Below are 15,546 nucleotides of genomic sequence, written 5' to 3'. Positions count from 1 at the left end.
CGATCGACCGGTCCCGGGACGGGGACCGTGCCCCTACCGCACATCGGGGCACCCCCCGTCCGGCAACGGGGCCGGCCGATGTCAGCTCCGGGCTGCGGTGCCGGACAGGTTGAGGGTCCTGTCCTGGCGCCGCGGCCCGCGGGTGTTTTACGGGGCGGGGTGCGCGAGTGTCGCGCGGCGCGGATGCGGCGCGCCGCCGTCGGCCGCCGGATCCCCGTGGGTCTCCCCGGCCTCCTCTGCCGTCTCCTCCCCCTCACCGGCCTCGGCGGTCTCCGGCCAGGCCCGCATCGCGAGAGAGGCGATGTCCGCCAGCATCGCCCGGTCCGCACCGTCCCGCGCCTGTTGCGACATGCCCTGGATGACGGCGCCCACATAGTGGGCCAGCGCGCTCGCGTCCGTGTCCGCGGGGAGTTCGCCGGACACGATGTCCGCGCGGATCCGGCTCTCGATCTGCCCGATGTTCGACCGCCGCATCTCACGCAGCGACGCGGCGACCTCGGCGGAGGCCGGGGTGGTGTTCAGGGCGGCACTGATGACCAGGCAGCCGCGGGGGCGGCCGGGCAGGGTGTATTCGACCGCGGCCTCACGCAGCGCCCGTCCGACGCCCTGGCGGGCGGTCGGCTCCTCGGCCACCGCGCGGTCGATGAAGCCGCCGTGGCGCCGCCCGTACGCGGCCACCACCTCGTCGAACAGCGCCCGCTTGTCGCCGAAGGCGGCGTAGAGGCTGGGGGCACCGATGCCCATGGTGCGGGTCAGGTCGGAGATCGACGTGGCCTCGTAGCCCTGCTCCCAGAAGGACCGCATCGCCTGCTCCAGGGCCGTCTCCCGGTCGAAGGACCGGGGCCGCCCGCGCTGCTTCGTTTCCTTGCTCGCCATGACGGCAATTCTATAGCGATCGATAGGGAAAGCGTGCTACGGTTTTTCTGTAGCGAGCGATATATAAATCACTCGTCGCGGAACCGGGGAACCGGTCACGCCCGCGCACCCTGCGCAGGCGGCGTACGGACGACATGGGGGAAGCATCATGAGCGCACTCGACGGCAGGACGGCACTGGTGACGGGCGGCAGCAGGGGGATCGGCCGGGCGATCTCGGAGCGGCTGGCGCGGGACGGCGCGCGGGTCGCCGTGCACTACGGCCATGACGAGGCGGCGGCCGAGGAGACGGTGGCGGCGATCGAGGCCGCGGGCGGCCGGGCGTTCACCGTGCATGCGGAGCTGGGGGTGCCGGGCGGCGCCGAGGCGCTGTGGTCGGCCTTCGACGCCCGGTCCGACGGCCGGCTCGACATCCTGGTCAACAACGCCGGCACAGCCGGCGCCCGCGAGCCGATCTCCGGGACCACCGAAGCGGACTTCGACCGCGTCTTCGCGCTCAACACCAAGGCCCCGTTCTTCGTCACCCGGTCCGCGCTGAGCCGGCTGCGGGACGGTGGCCGGATCATCAACACGTCCACCGGTCTGACGCACGGCGCGGCCATGCCCGAGCTGATCGCCTACTCCATGACGAAGGGCGCGATCGACGTCTTCACCGCGACCCTCGCCAAGGAGCTCGGCCCGCGCGGCATCACGGTCAACGCCGTGGCCCCGGGCGTGGTCGACACGGACATGAACGCCGACTGGCTGCGCGGCGAGGAGAACGCCGGTGCGCGCGAGGCCGTCCGGGCGATGTCACCCCTGGGCCGGATCGCGGATGCCACCGACATAGGCGACATCGTGGCCTTCCTGGCCTCGGATGACAGCCGCTGGGTGACCGGTCAGTGGATCGACGCGACGGGAGGTTCGTTCCTCTAGCGGAGGTGCCAACCGGCCCCGCCGCCGTCCCGCCGGGACCGGGGCCCGCCGCCCGTGCGACGCTCGGAGCGGGGGCCCGCTTCCCCTCCGCGGCGCCGCGGGGCCGGGGCCCGGCCGCCGCCCGAAGTCTCCTGGGGTTCGGGGCCCACCCTCTGATAGATTGGTCTATACCACATGAGTCCATTCTCCAGAACGGCAGGCCCAGCGTGGAAGTTGTCATCGTCCCGGACGCCACGGCAGGCGGCGAACTCATCGCGGAGGCCATCGCGTCCCTGGTGCGCCGCAAGCCCGACGCTCTGCTCGGTGTGGCCACCGGCTCGACCCCGTTGCCCATCTACGAGGCGCTCGCGGGCAAGGTCCGGGCCGGTGCGGTGGACGCCTCGCGCGCCCGCATCTGCCAGCTCGACGAGTACGTCGGCCTGCCCGCCGGTCACCCCGAGTCCTACCGTTCGGTGGTCCTGCGCGAGGTCGTCGAACCGCTCGGACTGGACGAGAGTTCCTTCATAGGGCCCGACGGCTCGGCCGAGGACGTCCAGGCCGCCTGCGAGGCGTACGACCGTGCGCTGAGCGAGGCCGGCGGTGTGGATCTCCAGCTGCTCGGCATCGGCACCGACGGCCACATCGGCTTCAACGAGCCGTGCTCCTCGCTCGCGTCCCGTACCCGCATCAAGACGCTGACCCGGCAGACCCGGGCGGACAACGCCCGGTTCTTCGACAGCCCCGACGAGGTGCCGCACCACGTCATCACCCAGGGCATCGGCACCATTCTGGAGGCCCGTCACCTGGTCCTGCTGGCCACCGGCGAGGGCAAGGCCGAGGCCGTGGCACAGTCCGTGGAGGGTCCGGTCGCCGCGCTGGTCCCCGCCTCGGCCCTGCAACTGCACCGGCACGCGACGGTCGTCGTCGACGAGGCCGCGGCCTCCAAGCTGAAGCTCGCCGACTACTTCCGCGCCACCTACGCCGCCAAGCCGGCCTGGCAGGGCCTCTAGCCACCGGGCACCACGCGCACCCGCGCCCCGCTCGGCCACCGGAACCCCTACGGGCCCGGCCGGCCGAGTGCGGCGCGCAACGGCCGGGACGTCCCTGCGGGATGTCCCGGCTGTGTCGTATCCGGGGTGCGACGGCTGGCCACCCGGCCGATGCCCGGACGTGCGCCAGGATTCGCGCCCTGGGCGGGCTAGGCGCACGCGGCGGCGTGGCAAAGAGCGGCGGGGACAGGGCAGGAGCGAGCGGACTTGGGCGGCGGGGGCGGGACAGGAGCGGCAGGACTTCGGCGCAGAGGGGCCGGACAGGAACACCGGAACCCGGCCGCGGCGAAGACGAAGCTGCCCCGGCGGAACAGAAGCAGCAGGCCCCGGGCACAGCAGGGCCGGGCAGAAGCGAGCGGACCCCGGGCAGCGGAGGCGGAACAGTAGCGGCAGGACCCCGGCGCAGCGGGGCCGGGCAGGAACGACGGGACCCGGCCATGGCAGAGACGAAGCAGCTCAGGCGAAGCTGGAGCAGCAGGCCCCGGGCCAGCCGGGCAGACCAGGAGCCGTAGGCCCCAGGCACAGCGGGGCCGGGCAGAAGCGAGCGGACCGGGGCGTCAGAGGCGGAACAGGAGCGGTAGGACCCCTGCGCCGCGGGACCAGGTAAGAGCACGGGGACCCGCCCACGGCGGAGCCAAAGCAGCCCCGGCGGAACCGAAGCGGTAGGGCCCCGGCGCAGCCGGGCAGGAGCGAAGGGGCACAACGGCGCAGGAGCAAACGAAGCAGCTCAGGCGGAACAGAAGCAGCAGGCCCCGGGCACAGCCGGGCCGGGCAGAAGCGAGCGGACCCGGACGGCGGGGGCGGAACGGGAGCGGCAGGACCCCGGCGCAGCCGGGCCGGACAGGAGCATCTGGCCCCTGCCACGGCGAAGACGAAGCTGCCCCGGCGAAGCTGGAGCAGCAGGCCCCAGGCCAGCCGTGCAGACCAGGAGCCGCAGGCCCCCCGGGCGCAGCGGGCTGCTACACGAGACAGGCCCTCCCCCAGAGCCCCGGCCGCCCCAGCTCCCCCGTACCGCCCCTCAGCCCCTCAGCCCCCAGAACCGGCCCCCGGAACCTGCCTCAGGAGCCCCCCGTACCCCGTCAGCCCTAAACCACCCCAGCGCCCCGGCTCCAGCTCCCTCCCCCCGCATTCGCCCTCAGCTCCCAATGACCCCCGTCAGTGCCTCCGCGGCCGCCTGGCCGCAGGCGCGGGCGGCGCCGTGGGTGGCGATATGGGGGGCGCCCTGGGGCAGTGACCGGGGGACGCCCATTTCCACCACCGCGGTGTCGGGGCGGGCGGCGACGAGGGCGGTCAGGGCGGCGGCCATCCAGGGGTGGCGGTGGACGTCGCGCACGACGGCGACGATGCGGCGGTGCCCGGCGGCCTGGAGCAGGCCGGTGACCAGAGCCGGGGTGCCGGTCGCGACGGCTGCCTCCGCCGTGTAGGCGGCGGTCTCGGTGCCGGGCAGAAGCCGGGCCAGTTCGGCGGCGACCCCCCAGGGCGTTTCGTCGCCCACGGCGATGTTGGCGAGGGGGGTGAAGGCGGCGACATAGGCCGGGGCGGTCAGCGGCTCGAACGGCCCGTCGGGGGTGATGCGCAGGGCGCGGCGGGCGGCGGTGAGGCCGGCCTCGGGTGCGGGCGCGCTCGCAGCCGCCGCGCCCGCGCTCCGGGTCCAGCGGGCCAGTGCGCGCACCCGGGCCGCGGCGTCGGCGAGCCGCTCCTCGGGCAGTTCGCCCTCGTGCACCGCCCGCACCAGGGCGTCGCGCAGCCGGAGCACGGTGTCCTCGTCGGACAGCCCGCCGCCCACGCAGATCGCGTCCGCACCGGCCGCGATGGCCAGGACGGTGCCGTGTTCGATGCCGTAGGTGGCGGAGATGGCCCGCATCTCGATCCCGTCGGTGACGATCAGACCGTCGAAGCCGAGGCCGCCCTCGTCGGCGGGTGCGCGCAGCAGGCCGTGCAGGGCGGCCGGGCTCAGCGTGGCGGGCCGGCTGCCGTCCAGGGCGGGCAGCAGGATGTGCGCGCTCATCACGGCCTTGGTGCCGGCCGCGACGGCCGCGCGGAACGGCACCAGTTCGCGTTCCTGAAGGGTGGGCAGATCGGCGGCGATCCGCGGCAGGTCGTGGTGCGAGTCGACGGCCGTGTCGCCGTGGCCGGGGAAGTGCTTGGTGCAGGCGGCCACCCCGGAGGACTGCATGCCCTCGACGTACGCGGCGGTGTGCCGGGCGACCAGCTGCGGGTCGGCGCCGAAGGAGCGGACGCCGATGACGGGGTTGTCGGGGTTGGAGTTGACGTCGGCGGACGGTGCCCAGTTGAGGTTGACACCGCAGCCGGCCAGCCGGCGGCCGAGTTCCCGGGCGACCTCGCGGGTCAGCGCGGTGTCGTCGACGGTGCCGAGGGCCAGGTTGCCGGGGAAGGAGGAGCCGCCGCGCACTTCGAGGCGGGTGACGTCGCCGCCCTCCTCGTCGATGGCGACGAGGACGTCCTCGCGTTCGCCGCGCAACTGGGCAGTGAGCGCCGCGAGTTGCTCGGCGTTTGCGACATTGCGGCCGAAGACGCCGACCGCCGCCAGGCCCTCGCCGAGCCGGCGCAGCAGCCAGTCGGGGGCGGTGGTGCCGGTGAAACCGGGCTGGAGGACGGCGAGCGCGTCGCGGGTGAGGGTGTCGGTGGAGCGTACGAGGGTGGTCATGCGGGGTGTCATCCCTTCACTGCGCCGGAGGTGAGACCGCCGACCGCCTTGCGTTGCAAAAACAGGAAGAGCACCAGGATCGGGATGGCGAAGATCGAGGCGGCGGCCATGGTGGCTCCCCAGTCGTCCCCGAACTGGCTCTGGAACTGCGAGAGCCACAGCGGGAGGGTGCCCTGGGCCGGTTCCTTGTTGAGCACCAGCACCAGCGGGAACTCGTTCCAGGCGGTGATGAAGCCGAACAGGGAAGTGGCCATCAGGCCGGGGGCGAGGAGGGGGAAGACGACCTTGACGAATGCCTGGCGGCGGGAGCAGCCGTCGACCATCGCGGACTCCTCCAGCTCCTTGGGCACCGCGGCGACGTACCCGCGCAGCGTCAGCAGGGTGAAGGGCAGCACCATCAGCATGTAGAAGAAGGTGAGCGGCACCAGGCTGTTGAGCATGTCCGCGTCCCGGACGATCATGTAGATCGAGATCACCATGACCTCCCAGGGCGCCATCTGGGCGACCATGAAGGTCAGCAGGAAGCTCTTGCGCCCCTTGAAGCGCATCCGCGCGATGGCGAACGACCCGCAGAGCGCGATCAGCAGCGACAGCCCCACCGCGAGCACGGTCACCAGGACCGAGTTGCCGGCCAGCGTCCAGAAGTTGGGGGCGTGCACGGCCGTCACGAAGTGCTCGAAGGTGCCGTGGAAGGGGAACCACACGGGTTCCTCGGTGACGATGTCCTGGGTCGGCTTGAAGGCCGTGTTGAACATCCAGTACACGGGGAAGACGAAGCCGATCGCGAGCACGACCGCCGTCGCGTTGGGCCAGATCCGGCCGGCCAACGAGCGCTTCACAGCTCGTCCTCCTCTTGCTTGAGCGTCAGGCGCAGGTAGTACGCGGTCATGGCCAGCAGCACCACGATCGTGAGCAGCGAGATCGCGGCGCCCATGCCGAAGTGCAGATTGCCGACGCCCTCGGTGAAGGCGTAGACCGGCAGGGTCTCGGTGAGCCGGTCCGGGCCGCCCTGGTTGATCGCGAAGATCTGCGGGAACGCCTTGAAGACCCAGATGACTTCGAGGAACGTCGTGGCCAGGAAGAACGGTTTGAGGAAAGGGAAGGTCACCGACGTGAAGACCTTCCAGGTGCCGGCGCCGTCCATCCGGGCCGCCTCGTAGAGCTCCTTGGGGATGGTCGTGGTGGCGGCGTAGAGGTTCAGGGCCACGAAGGGCAGCGACTGCCACACGATCAGGACGGTGATGACGAAGAAGGTCGACAGCTGGGTGCCGACCCAGTCGTAACCGGCCATGGAGTGCCAGCCGAGCTTGTCCAGCACCCAGTTGACGACGCCGTAGCGGGAGTCGAAGAGCCACTGGAAGACGGTGGTGGCGGCGATCACCGGCATCGCCCAGGCCAGCACCAGCGCGACGGACAGGGTCAGCCGCATCTTCTTGCCGAGCCGGGCCAGCAGCAGTCCGATCAGCACGCCGAACAGCATGATCAGGGTGACGTTGACGGCGGTGAAGACGATGGTGCGGAGGGTGACCCGCCAGAACTGCTCGCTGCCCAGGACCTCCTGGTAGTTGCCGATCCCCCGCCACTCGGTGAGGTGCTGGATCAGCTCCTTCATGTTGAGGTTCTGGAAGGAGAGCAGGATGTTGCGCACCATCGGCCAGCCCAGGAAGACCGCGGTGGCGGCCACGGCCGGGAGCAGCAGCAGATACGGGGCGCCGCGCGCGATCCGCCTGCTGCCGGAGCCGCTGCGGGCCGGCGGTGCGCCGCCCTTGCCGATCCGCGGCGCGGACTTGCCCACCGCGTCGTCGAGCTGCACTGCCATGGCCGTCTTCTCCCCATCGAACCGGTGGTGCGCGTGCTGGGACCGCGTACGGGCCGGGGACGGCCGGCCCGTACGCAGCCTGGTGTCACCGCTGTCCGGCGGGTACCCGGTCGCTGTCCGGTGCGTACCGCTCGGTGAAGAGCACAGGGTGACTGGTGAAGTGGTGGCCACGCGCCGATGACCGGTATCGGTATCCCGTATCGGTCATCGGCACGTGGCGGGTACCGCGTGCCGAGCTCTCCTCGGCGGGCCGGTGCCTACTGCTTGGCGAGGCGCGAGTTGATCTCGGACTCGATGTCCTTGGCGGCGTCCGCCGGGGCCTTGCCGTTGAGAACCGCGGTCATGTAGTTCTTGATCGGGTTCGGCACGTTCTCCACCGCGGCCCACTGCGGGATCAGCGGCGTGGTGCCGCCGGACTTCGCCGCGGCGGGTGCGGCGGCCTCGGCGGCCGGGTTCTCCTTGGCGGCGGCCGCCAGGTCGGGGGACTTGGGGGTCCAGCCGACCTCCTTGACCATCTGTCCGTCGTTCTCCTTGGACAGGGCGATCTTCAGGAACTCCTTGGCGAGGTCCTGCTTCTTGCCCATACCGGCGACGGCGAAGTTGGAGCCGCCGAGGAAGACGCCCTCGGGCTTGTCGGCGCTCTCACCGGGGATGGTGAAGAAGCCGATGTCGTCCTTGATCTTCGGGTTGGCCGCGATGGCGGTCTTGGCCTCGTAGCCCATGGCGATGACGGCGCCGGTCTTGCCCTTGGCGAAGACCTCGGCCTGCTGCGGGGTGGCCTCGTCCTTGTTCTTCGGCGCGGTGCTGAACGCCTGGTACTGCTTGTAGATGTCCATGGCCTTGGAGACCTTGGGGTCACCGAGGTTGGAGACCCATTTGTCGCCGTCCTTCTTCACCAGGTCCGCACCGGTGCCGATGGTCAGACCGTCGAAGAAGTACCAGTTCTGGCCGGGGAGGTAGAGCGGCTCGGCATCGGTCTTCTGCTTGATGGTGTCGAATGCCTTGAAGAGCTCGGTGCGGGTCTTGGGCGTGTCCTTGAGACCGGCCTCGGCCCAGATCTTCTTGTTGTACATCACGACGCGGTTTCCGGCGTACCACGGAAGCGCGTACTGCTTTCCGTCCGCCATCGCGGCCTTGTTGAAGGCGTCGTTCCAGTCGCCGCCGATTTCCTTCTTCAGGTCGCCGAGGTCGGCGAGCGCGCCGGCCTTGGCGTACGAGGCGGTCTGGGTGTTGCCGATTTCGACGATGTCCGGCGGAGTGTCCTCGGAAAGGGCGGTGCTCAGCTTCTGCTGAATGCCGTTCCACTGCTGGACCTTGAAGTCGACGGTGGCGCCGGTCTTCTTCGTGAACTGCTCGGAGACCTGCTTGGTCCACTGCTCCGGATTGGAACCCGACATCACCCAGACGGTCAGCTTCTGGCCCTTGAAGCCATCGGCACTCGCCTTCTTGGTGTCGCTGGACCCACAGGCAGCGACACTCACCAGCATTCCCGCGACTGCCGTCGCTGTGATGAGTCCACGCTTCATTGCGCTCTCCCCTAAAGGCCGGATGTGGTCTTTAATGGTTTAGACCAGTTCCCGCAGCTTGGCCTAGACCTTTTGGGGTGTCAAGGGTGTATAAGAGTCGCTGTCAGGTCCGTTACCGGACCGACATCTGGCAGGCCGGGACCAGCAGGTGAACACGGGAGTCGCGGCCGTGCCACGATGTGAGCCGCTACGTACGGAGGAGCCGGTGACGGCAGCGCGTCAGGAGTCGGAGAGGCGGGTCATGGAGACCGACGGGGGCAGTGCCGAGAACGGCGGCAGCGGCGCGCGGACCGCCCGCGTGCCCAAGTACTACCGCCTCAAGCGGCACTTGCTGGAGATCACCGAGACCCTGCCACCCGGCACCCCGGTCCCGCCGGAGCGCACCCTCGCCGCGGAGTTCGACACCTCCCGCACGACGGTGCGGCAGGCCCTTCAGGAACTGGTCGTCGAGGGCCGCCTGGAGCGCATCCAGGGCAAGGGCACCTTCGTCGCCAAGCCCAAGGTCTCCCAGGCGCTGCAACTGACCTCCTACACCGAGGACATGCGCGCCCAGGGTCTGGAACCGGCCTCGCAGCTGCTGGACATCGGCTACGTCACCGCCGACGACCGGCTGGCCGGGCTGCTGGACATCACCGCCGGCGGCCGGGTGCTGCGCATCGAGCGGCTGCGGCTGGCCAGCGGCGAGCCGATGGCGATCGAGATCACCCATCTTTCGGCCAAACGGTTCCCGGCGCTGCGCCGCAACCTCGTGAAGTACACCTCCCTCTACACCGCGCTCGCCGAGGTCTACGACGTACGGCTCGCCGAGGCCGAGGAGACCATCGAGACCTCGCTCGCCACCCCGCGCGAGGCCGGTCTGCTGGGCACCGACGTCGGGCTCCCGATGCTGATGCTCTCCCGGCACTCCGTCGACGCCCAGGGGCAGCCGGTGGAGTGGGTGCGCTCGGTCTACCGCGGCGACCGCTACAAGTTCGTCGCCCGGCTGCGCCGCCCCACCGACTGAACGGCCCGCGGACGGCGGCGGATTCCCGGCCGGGACCCCGCCGCCGCCGACGCGGCGACGGCGCCACCGCGGCAGCCGCCGTGTCCGTACTGATATGCGGACAGCTAGTGACGCGCGCCACGCCCCTGCCATAGATTTCCTAGCCGATCACACAGGAGATCACCAGGGACGGAGCCGTCACCATGCCAGAGCCAGCCCAATCACCGGATACCGGACAGGTCGTCACCCCCACACGTGTGGTGGCCGCCGTATGCCTGATCGCTCCGTTCGTGGCGATGCTGTGGGTGAGTTCGTACGCCAAGGTCGAACCGACCCTCATCGGGATCCCGTTCTTCTACTGGTACCAGATGCTCTGGGTGCTGATCTCGACCGCGCTGACCCTGCTCGCGTACCGGCTCGTGCTGCGTGAGCAGCGCGCCCGCAAGGGCGGTGCGGCCAAGTGACCGCGGCACTCCCCTCGACCGGGTCCGACCAGCTGGCCGCCGCCGCGGCCAAGGGCGTGAACGGCGTCGCGCTCGCCGTCTTCGTGTTCTTCTTCGTGGCCGTGACGGTCATGGGCTTCCTGGCCGCCCGCTGGCGCAAGGCCGAACAGTCCGCGAACCTCGACGAATGGGGCCTGGGCGGCCGCAGCTTCGGCACCTGGGTGACCTGGTTCCTGCTCGGCGGCGACCTCTACACCGCGTACACCTTCGTCGCCGTCCCGGCGGCGATCTACGCGGCGGGCGCGGCCGGCTTCTTCGCCGTCCCGTACACGATCCTCGTCTACCCCCTCATCTTCACCTTCCTGCCCCGGCTCTGGTCGGTGTCGCACCGGCACGGCTACGTCACCACCTCCGACTTCGTACGCGGCCGCTTCGGCTCCAAGGGCCTGTCGCTGGCCGTCGCACTCACCGGCATCCTGGCCACGATGCCGTACATCGCGCTCCAACTGGTCGGCATCCAGGCCGTCCTGGACGTGCTGGGCGTCGGTGGCGGCGAGCACACCGGCTGGTTCGTCAAGGACCTGCCGCTGCTGATCGCGTTCGCCGTACTGGCCGCGTACACCTACTCCTCGGGGCTGCGGGCGCCCGCGCTGATCGCGTTCGTCAAGGACGGGCTGATCTACCTCGTCATCGCGGTCGCGATCATCTACATCCCGATCAAGCTGGGCGGTTTCGGCGCGATCTTCGATGCGGCCGGGAAGGCGTTCGCAGAGCCGGGGCCGACCGGCAAACCGCGCGGCGAGCTGGTGAGCGGCGCCGGCAGCCAGTGGGCGTACGCGACGCTGGCGCTCGGCTCGGCGCTGGCGCTCTTCATGTACCCGCACTCCATCACCGCGACGCTCTCCTCGCGCAGCCGCGAGGTGATCCGCCGCAACACCACCATCCTGCCCCTGTACTCCCTGATGCTGGGCTTCCTGGCGCTGCTCGGCTTCATGGCGATCAAGGCCGGTACGGACATCCAGGGCAATCCGCAGCTGGCCATCCCGCAGCTGTTCGCGGACATGTTCCCGAGCTGGTTCGCCGGCGTCGCGTTTGCGGCCATCGGCATCGGCGCGCTGGTACCCGCGGCCATCATGTCGATCGCCGCCGCCAATCTCTTCACCCGCAACGTCTACAAGGACTTCCTCAAGCCCGACGCGACGGCGGCGCAGGAGCACAAGGTCGCCAAGCTGGTGTCCCTGCTGGTGAAGGTGGGCGCGCTGATCTTCGTCCTGACCATGGACAAGACCGTGGCGATCAACTTCCAGCTGCTGGGCGGCATCTGGATCCTCCAGACCATGCCGGCGCTGGTCGGCGGCCTGTTCACCCGCTGGTTCCACCGCTGGGCGCTGCTGGCCGGCTGGGCGGCCGGCATGCTCTACGGCACCCTCGCGGCGTACGGCGTGGCCAGCCCCACCCAGGCGCACTTCGGCGGCTCCAGCAAGGAGATCCCCGGCATCGGCCAGATCGGCTACATCGGCCTCACCGCGTTCGCACTGAACGTCCTGGTGACGGTGGTCCTGACGGTCGTCCTGCGGGCCGTGAAGGCCCCCGACGGCGTCGACGAGACCAGTCCCGCCGACTACACCGCGGACGTCGGCGACAAGGGCACCACCCCCGACCTGCCCCCGGCCACGGTGAGTTCCCCGGCCGGGCACTGAACCGGCATCTCACACGCGGTCAACGGGCCGCCGCGTCCCCTCCGGGGCGCGGCGGCCCGTTGGTGTGCCGGAGCGAGGCGCACCGTCCGCGCCTGCTCAGCCCACCCAGTCCTTGAGCGCCTCGGTTTCGAGCGTGATGCCCACCGGGTCCGGCAGACGGAGCGTCCGGCCGAACGGCACGGTGCGCACATCCTCGTAGCGGACGCCGTCGGGCTCGCTGTGGAGCGTCACCTGACCGGCCTCGCGGTCGATCAGCAGAAAGAGCGGGATACCGGTCTCGGCGTACGCGCGGGGCTTTTCCACCCGGTCACGCCGGTCGGTGTCGGAGTCGTAGGAGGTGACCTCGAAAACCATCAGCACCGGGTCGGGATCGGCCCATTCGCCCTGGCCGACGAAAGCACCACTGGCCGCGAGCGAGCCGTCCGGACGGGCGCGGCCGCTGCGGTACGCCTGCACCTTGAGTCCTTGGTCCGGGTAGAGCCACAGTTCGGGGCGCGACTGGATGCAATGACGCATCAGCCACTCGACGATCCGCCCGTGATCCCCGTCCGGCATGGGCTTGCTCCTGATCTTCCCGTCGATGAACTCCAGCCGCGCGCCTTCCTCCAAGCGTGCGAGTATCCGGGCGGCCTCTTCGAAGTGCTCGGTGAGCAGGATGTGCGGCCGGTCGGCGAGCGCGGTCATGGGGCCTTCTCCTCGCTGTCAGAGGGAGCAGGAATCGTAGAACCGACGATAGCGGAGGCCACTGACAGATACCGCTCCATCACTCACGACTCACTACATGTGGGGGTGCGCGCGAGGGGCCACCCCCACATGTATGCTCGTCCTCGCTGTCGCCGCAGGGAAATCCGGTGGGAATCCGGAACTGTCCCGCAACGGTGTATGAGCGCGCATATATGGCCATTCGGCCCCTTCGCGCGCCCGTGAGTCCGAGGACCTGCCGACGGTACGTCCGCGCCGCCATCGGTGCGGGTGTCGATACGTCCGGGCCTCGCGGGTTGGGCCGGTGGACGCCGCGCGGTGTGCCCGCGCATCCCGAACCGTATCGGGGTGCCGCATGCCCGCGTGCGCCCGTCGCGCCCCGCCCCTCCTGGCCCCCGCCGAGTGAGGGAGAGCACCACGTGACCATCGCGCCAACGGAGCCCGCGTCAGACGCCGAGGTCGGACAGCCCGCGGTGGCCACGCCCGGCGTCCCCGCCGGCCGTGCCGGAGCGGGCGAGGACGGTCCGGGGGTCGCCCTGCTGCGCACCCTGACCGAGCTGACCGAGGACCTCACCGCGACCGACCCCGGCAAGGTGGCCGCCGCCGCGCTCCGCGGCCGGCACCCGGGCTCCGACGAGGCCGAGCTGCGGTCACTGGCCATCGACGCGGCGGCAGGACTGATCGGCGACGAGCCGCAGTACTCCAAGCTCGCCGCGCGCCTGCTCACCCGCGCCATCGCGGAGGAGGCCGCGGGCCAGGGCGCCGTCTCCTTCTCCGCCTCGGTCGAGACCGGCCACCGCGAGGGCCTGATCGCCGACGCGACCGCCGCGTTCGTGCGGACCCACGCGGCCCGCCTGGACGCGCTCGTCGGCCGGGCCCTGGCCGACGGCGCCGACGACCGGTTCGGCTACTTCGGGCTGCGCACCCTGCACTCCCGTTACCTCCTGCGCCACCCCACCACCCGGCAGGTCATCGAGACCCCCCAGCACTTCCTGCTGCGGGTGGCCTGCGGTCTGGCGGAGAACGACTCGGTGGCCGCGCTGGACGATGTCGCCGAGCTGTACCGCCTCACCAGCTCGCTCTCCTACCTCCCCTCCTCCCCCACCCTCTTCAACTCCGGCACCCGCCACCCGCAGATGTCCTCCTGCTATCTGCTGGACTCGCCGCTGGACGAGCTCGACTCGATCTACGACCGCTACCACCAGGTCGCCCGGCTCTCCAAGCACGCCGGCGGTATCGGCCTCTCGTACTCCCGGATCCGCGCCCGCGGGTCGCTGATCCGCGGCACCAACGGCCACTCCAACGGCATCGTGCCGTTCCTGCGCACCCTGGACGCCTCGGTGGCCGCGGTGAACCAGGGCGGCCGGCGCAAGGGCGCCGCCTGCGTCTACCTGGAGACCTGGCACGCCGACATCGAGGAGTTCCTGGAGCTGCGCGACAACACCGGTGAGGAGGCCCGCCGTACGCACAACCTGAACATCGCGCACTGGATCCCGGACGAGTTCATGCGCCGGGTCGAGACGGACGCCGACTGGTCGCTGTTCTCGCCGTCCGACGTGCCGGAGCTGGTGGACCTGTGGGGCGACGAGTTCGACGCCGCGTACCGCAGGGCCGAGGCCGAGGGCAAGGCGCTCAAGCAGATCCCGGCCCGGCTGCTGTACTCCCGCATGATGCGCACCCTGGCGCAGACCGGCAACGGCTGGATGACGTTCAAGGACGCCGCCAACCGCACCGCCAACCAGACCGCCGAGCCCGGCAAGGTCGTCCACTCGTCCAACCTGTGCACCGAGATCCTGGAGGTGACGGACGACGGGGAGACGGCCGTCTGCAACCTGGGCTCCGTGAACCTGGCCGCCCACCTGGGCGAGGACGGCGAGATGGACTGGGCGCGGCTGGACGCGACCGTCCGCACCGCCGTCACCTTCCTCGACCGCGTCGTGGACATCAACTTCTACCCGACCGAGCAGGCCGGCACCTCCAACTCCCGCTGGCGCCCGGTCGGGCTGGGCCTGATGGGCCTCCAGGACGTCTTCTTCCGGCTGCGGCTGCCCTTCGACTCGCCCGAGGCGCGGGAGCTGTCGACGCGGATCTCCGAGCGCATCATGCTCGCCGCGTACGAGGCGTCCGCCGACCTCGCCGAGCGGCACGGCCCGCACCCGGCGTGGTCCGCGACCCGCACCGCGCGCGGTGTGCTGCACCCCGACCACTACCCCGACGCCGAGCCCCGCTGGGCGGACCGCTGGGCCGCGCTGCGGACCAGGGTCGCGGCGACCGGGATGCGCAACTCGCTTCTCCTGGCCATCGCGCCGACCGCCACCATCGCCTCCATCGCGGGCGTCTACGAGTGCATCGAGCCGCAGGTCTCCAACCTCTTCAAGCGTGAGACGCTGTCCGGCGAGTTCCTCCAGGTCAACACGTATCTGATCGAGGAACTCAAGTCGCTCGGCATGTGGGACGCGCGCACCCGTGACGCGCTGCGCGAGGCCAACGGCTCGGTGCAGGACCTCGGTTGGATCCCCGAGGAGATCCGGGCGCGGTACCGGACCGCCTGGGAGATCCCGCAGCGCGCCCTGATCGACATGGCCGCGGCCCGTACGCCCTATCTGGACCAGAGCCAGTCGCTGAACCTCTTCATGGCGTCGCCGACCATCGGCAAGCTCAGCTCGATGTACGCCTACGCGTGGAAGCGCGGTATCAAGACGACGTACTACCTGCGCTCGCGCCCGGCGACCCGGATCGCCCAGTCGGCGCGCGGCACCGCCGCCGCCACCGCCGCCCCGACCGTCCCCGTTCCGCAGCAGGCCACCGACCCCGAGGCCGTCGCCTGCTCCCTGGAAAACCCCGAGTCCTGCGAGGCATGCCAGTAATGTCCCACCCCTCCCCCGACCA

General features: G+C 70.7%; 12 protein-coding genes and 1 riboswitch. Of the genes, 6 read left to right on the top strand and 6 right to left on the bottom strand.

All coding sequences use genetic code 11. The features are described 5' to 3' along the window. Positions 1-147: 147 nt before the first annotated feature. Positions 148-876, bottom strand: coding sequence for a TetR/AcrR family transcriptional regulator (locus tag IH09_RS30430; RefSeq protein ID WP_110952681.1), 729 nt, complete (start codon positions 874-876; stop codon positions 148-150). A 148-nt stretch (positions 877-1,024) separates the two neighbouring features. Between IH09_RS30430 and IH09_RS30425 the strand changes: the two genes are divergently transcribed. Both IH09_RS30425 and nagB read left to right on the top strand, forming a co-directional pair. Then, positions 1,025-1,789, top strand: coding sequence for an SDR family oxidoreductase (locus IH09_RS30425; RefSeq protein ID WP_052860740.1), 765 nt, complete (start codon positions 1,025-1,027; stop codon positions 1,787-1,789). 206 nt (positions 1,790-1,995) lie between these two features. Further along, positions 1,996-2,778 (top strand): glucosamine-6-phosphate deaminase, encoded by a 783-nt coding sequence (gene nagB, locus IH09_RS30420; RefSeq protein ID WP_052860739.1) that lies wholly within the window; start codon positions 1,996-1,998, stop codon positions 2,776-2,778. Positions 2,779-3,952: 1,174 nt separating this feature from the next. Here nagB and IH09_RS30415 read toward each other — a convergent pair. The 4 genes from IH09_RS30415 to IH09_RS30400 form a co-directional block, all read right to left on the bottom strand. Further along, positions 3,953-5,485 (bottom strand): glycoside hydrolase family 3 protein, encoded by a 1,533-nt coding sequence (locus IH09_RS30415; protein ID WP_052860738.1) that lies wholly within the window; start codon positions 5,483-5,485, stop codon positions 3,953-3,955. Between the two features lie 8 nt (positions 5,486-5,493). Further along, positions 5,494-6,324, bottom strand: a complete 831-nt coding sequence (locus IH09_RS30410) for a carbohydrate ABC transporter permease (protein WP_052860737.1) — start codon at positions 6,322-6,324, stop codon at positions 5,494-5,496. Continuing rightward, positions 6,321-7,304, bottom strand: a complete 984-nt coding sequence (locus IH09_RS30405; protein WP_052860736.1) for a carbohydrate ABC transporter permease — start codon at positions 7,302-7,304, stop codon at positions 6,321-6,323. Before IH09_RS30405 ends, IH09_RS30410 begins: the two co-directional genes overlap by 4 nt. Before the next feature lie 257 nt (positions 7,305-7,561). Beyond that, entirely contained in the window at positions 7,562-8,830 is a 1,269-nt protein-coding gene (locus IH09_RS30400) for an extracellular solute-binding protein (RefSeq protein ID WP_052860735.1), read from the bottom strand. 241 nt (positions 8,831-9,071) lie between these two features. Between IH09_RS30400 and IH09_RS30395 the strand changes: the two genes are divergently transcribed. The 3 genes from IH09_RS30395 (at position 9,072) to mctP (ending at position 11,955) form a co-directional block, all read left to right on the top strand. Beyond that, complete coding sequence (locus IH09_RS30395) at positions 9,072-9,833, top strand: GntR family transcriptional regulator (RefSeq protein ID WP_052860734.1); 762 nt, start codon at positions 9,072-9,074, stop codon at positions 9,831-9,833. Positions 9,834-10,015: 182 nt separating this feature from the next. Continuing rightward, positions 10,016-10,276 carry a DUF3311 domain-containing protein gene (locus IH09_RS30390; RefSeq protein ID WP_052860733.1) on the top strand — a complete coding sequence of 87 codons (261 nt, stop codon included), beginning with the start codon at positions 10,016-10,018 and terminating at the stop codon, positions 10,274-10,276. Between the two features lie 56 nt (positions 10,277-10,332). Next, complete coding sequence (gene mctP / locus IH09_RS30385) at positions 10,333-11,955, top strand: monocarboxylate uptake permease MctP (RefSeq protein ID WP_052860758.1); 1,623 nt, start codon at positions 10,333-10,335, stop codon at positions 11,953-11,955. 96 nt (positions 11,956-12,051) lie between these two features. On the opposite strand, the gene IH09_RS30380 is transcribed toward mctP, so the two are convergent. After that, entirely contained in the window at positions 12,052-12,639 is a 588-nt protein-coding gene (locus tag IH09_RS30380; RefSeq protein ID WP_052860732.1) for a Uma2 family endonuclease, read from the bottom strand. Between the two features lie 129 nt (positions 12,640-12,768). Next, positions 12,769-12,914, top strand: a riboswitch (cobalamin riboswitch). A gap of 162 nt (positions 12,915-13,076) precedes the next feature. On the opposite strand from IH09_RS30380, the gene IH09_RS30375 reads away from it, so the two are divergent. Continuing rightward, positions 13,077-15,524, top strand: coding sequence for a ribonucleoside-diphosphate reductase subunit alpha (locus IH09_RS30375; protein ID WP_190233452.1), 2,448 nt, complete (start codon positions 13,077-13,079; stop codon positions 15,522-15,524). Positions 15,525-15,546 lie beyond the last annotated feature (22 nt).

This window comes from Streptomyces celluloflavus (assembly GCA_000720995.1).
Taxonomy (GTDB): Bacteria; Actinomycetota; Actinomycetes; order Streptomycetales; family Streptomycetaceae; genus Streptomyces; species Streptomyces celluloflavus.
Note: the sequence above shows the minus strand (reverse complement) of the source record. Positions and strands in the feature narration are given on the sequence as shown.

Coding starts and splice junctions, on each gene's coding strand:
- IH09_RS30430 (WP_110952681.1), bottom strand. CDS start 876: ATGGCGAGCAAGGAAACGAAGCAGCGCGGGCGGCCCCGGTCCTTCGAC.
- IH09_RS30425 (WP_052860740.1), top strand. CDS start 1,025: ATGAGCGCACTCGACGGCAGGACGGCACTGGTGACGGGCGGCAGCAGG.
- IH09_RS30415 (WP_052860738.1), bottom strand. CDS start 5,485: ATGACCACCCTCGTACGCTCCACCGACACCCTCACCCGCGACGCGCTC.
- IH09_RS30405 (WP_052860736.1), bottom strand. CDS start 7,304: ATGGCAGTGCAGCTCGACGACGCGGTGGGCAAGTCCGCGCCGCGGATC.
- IH09_RS30400 (WP_052860735.1), bottom strand. CDS start 8,830: ATGAAGCGTGGACTCATCACAGCGACGGCAGTCGCGGGAATGCTGGTG.
- IH09_RS30395 (WP_052860734.1), top strand. CDS start 9,072: ATGGAGACCGACGGGGGCAGTGCCGAGAACGGCGGCAGCGGCGCGCGG.
- IH09_RS30390 (WP_052860733.1), top strand. CDS start 10,016: ATGCCAGAGCCAGCCCAATCACCGGATACCGGACAGGTCGTCACCCCC.
- IH09_RS30380 (WP_052860732.1), bottom strand. CDS start 12,639: ATGACCGCGCTCGCCGACCGGCCGCACATCCTGCTCACCGAGCACTTC.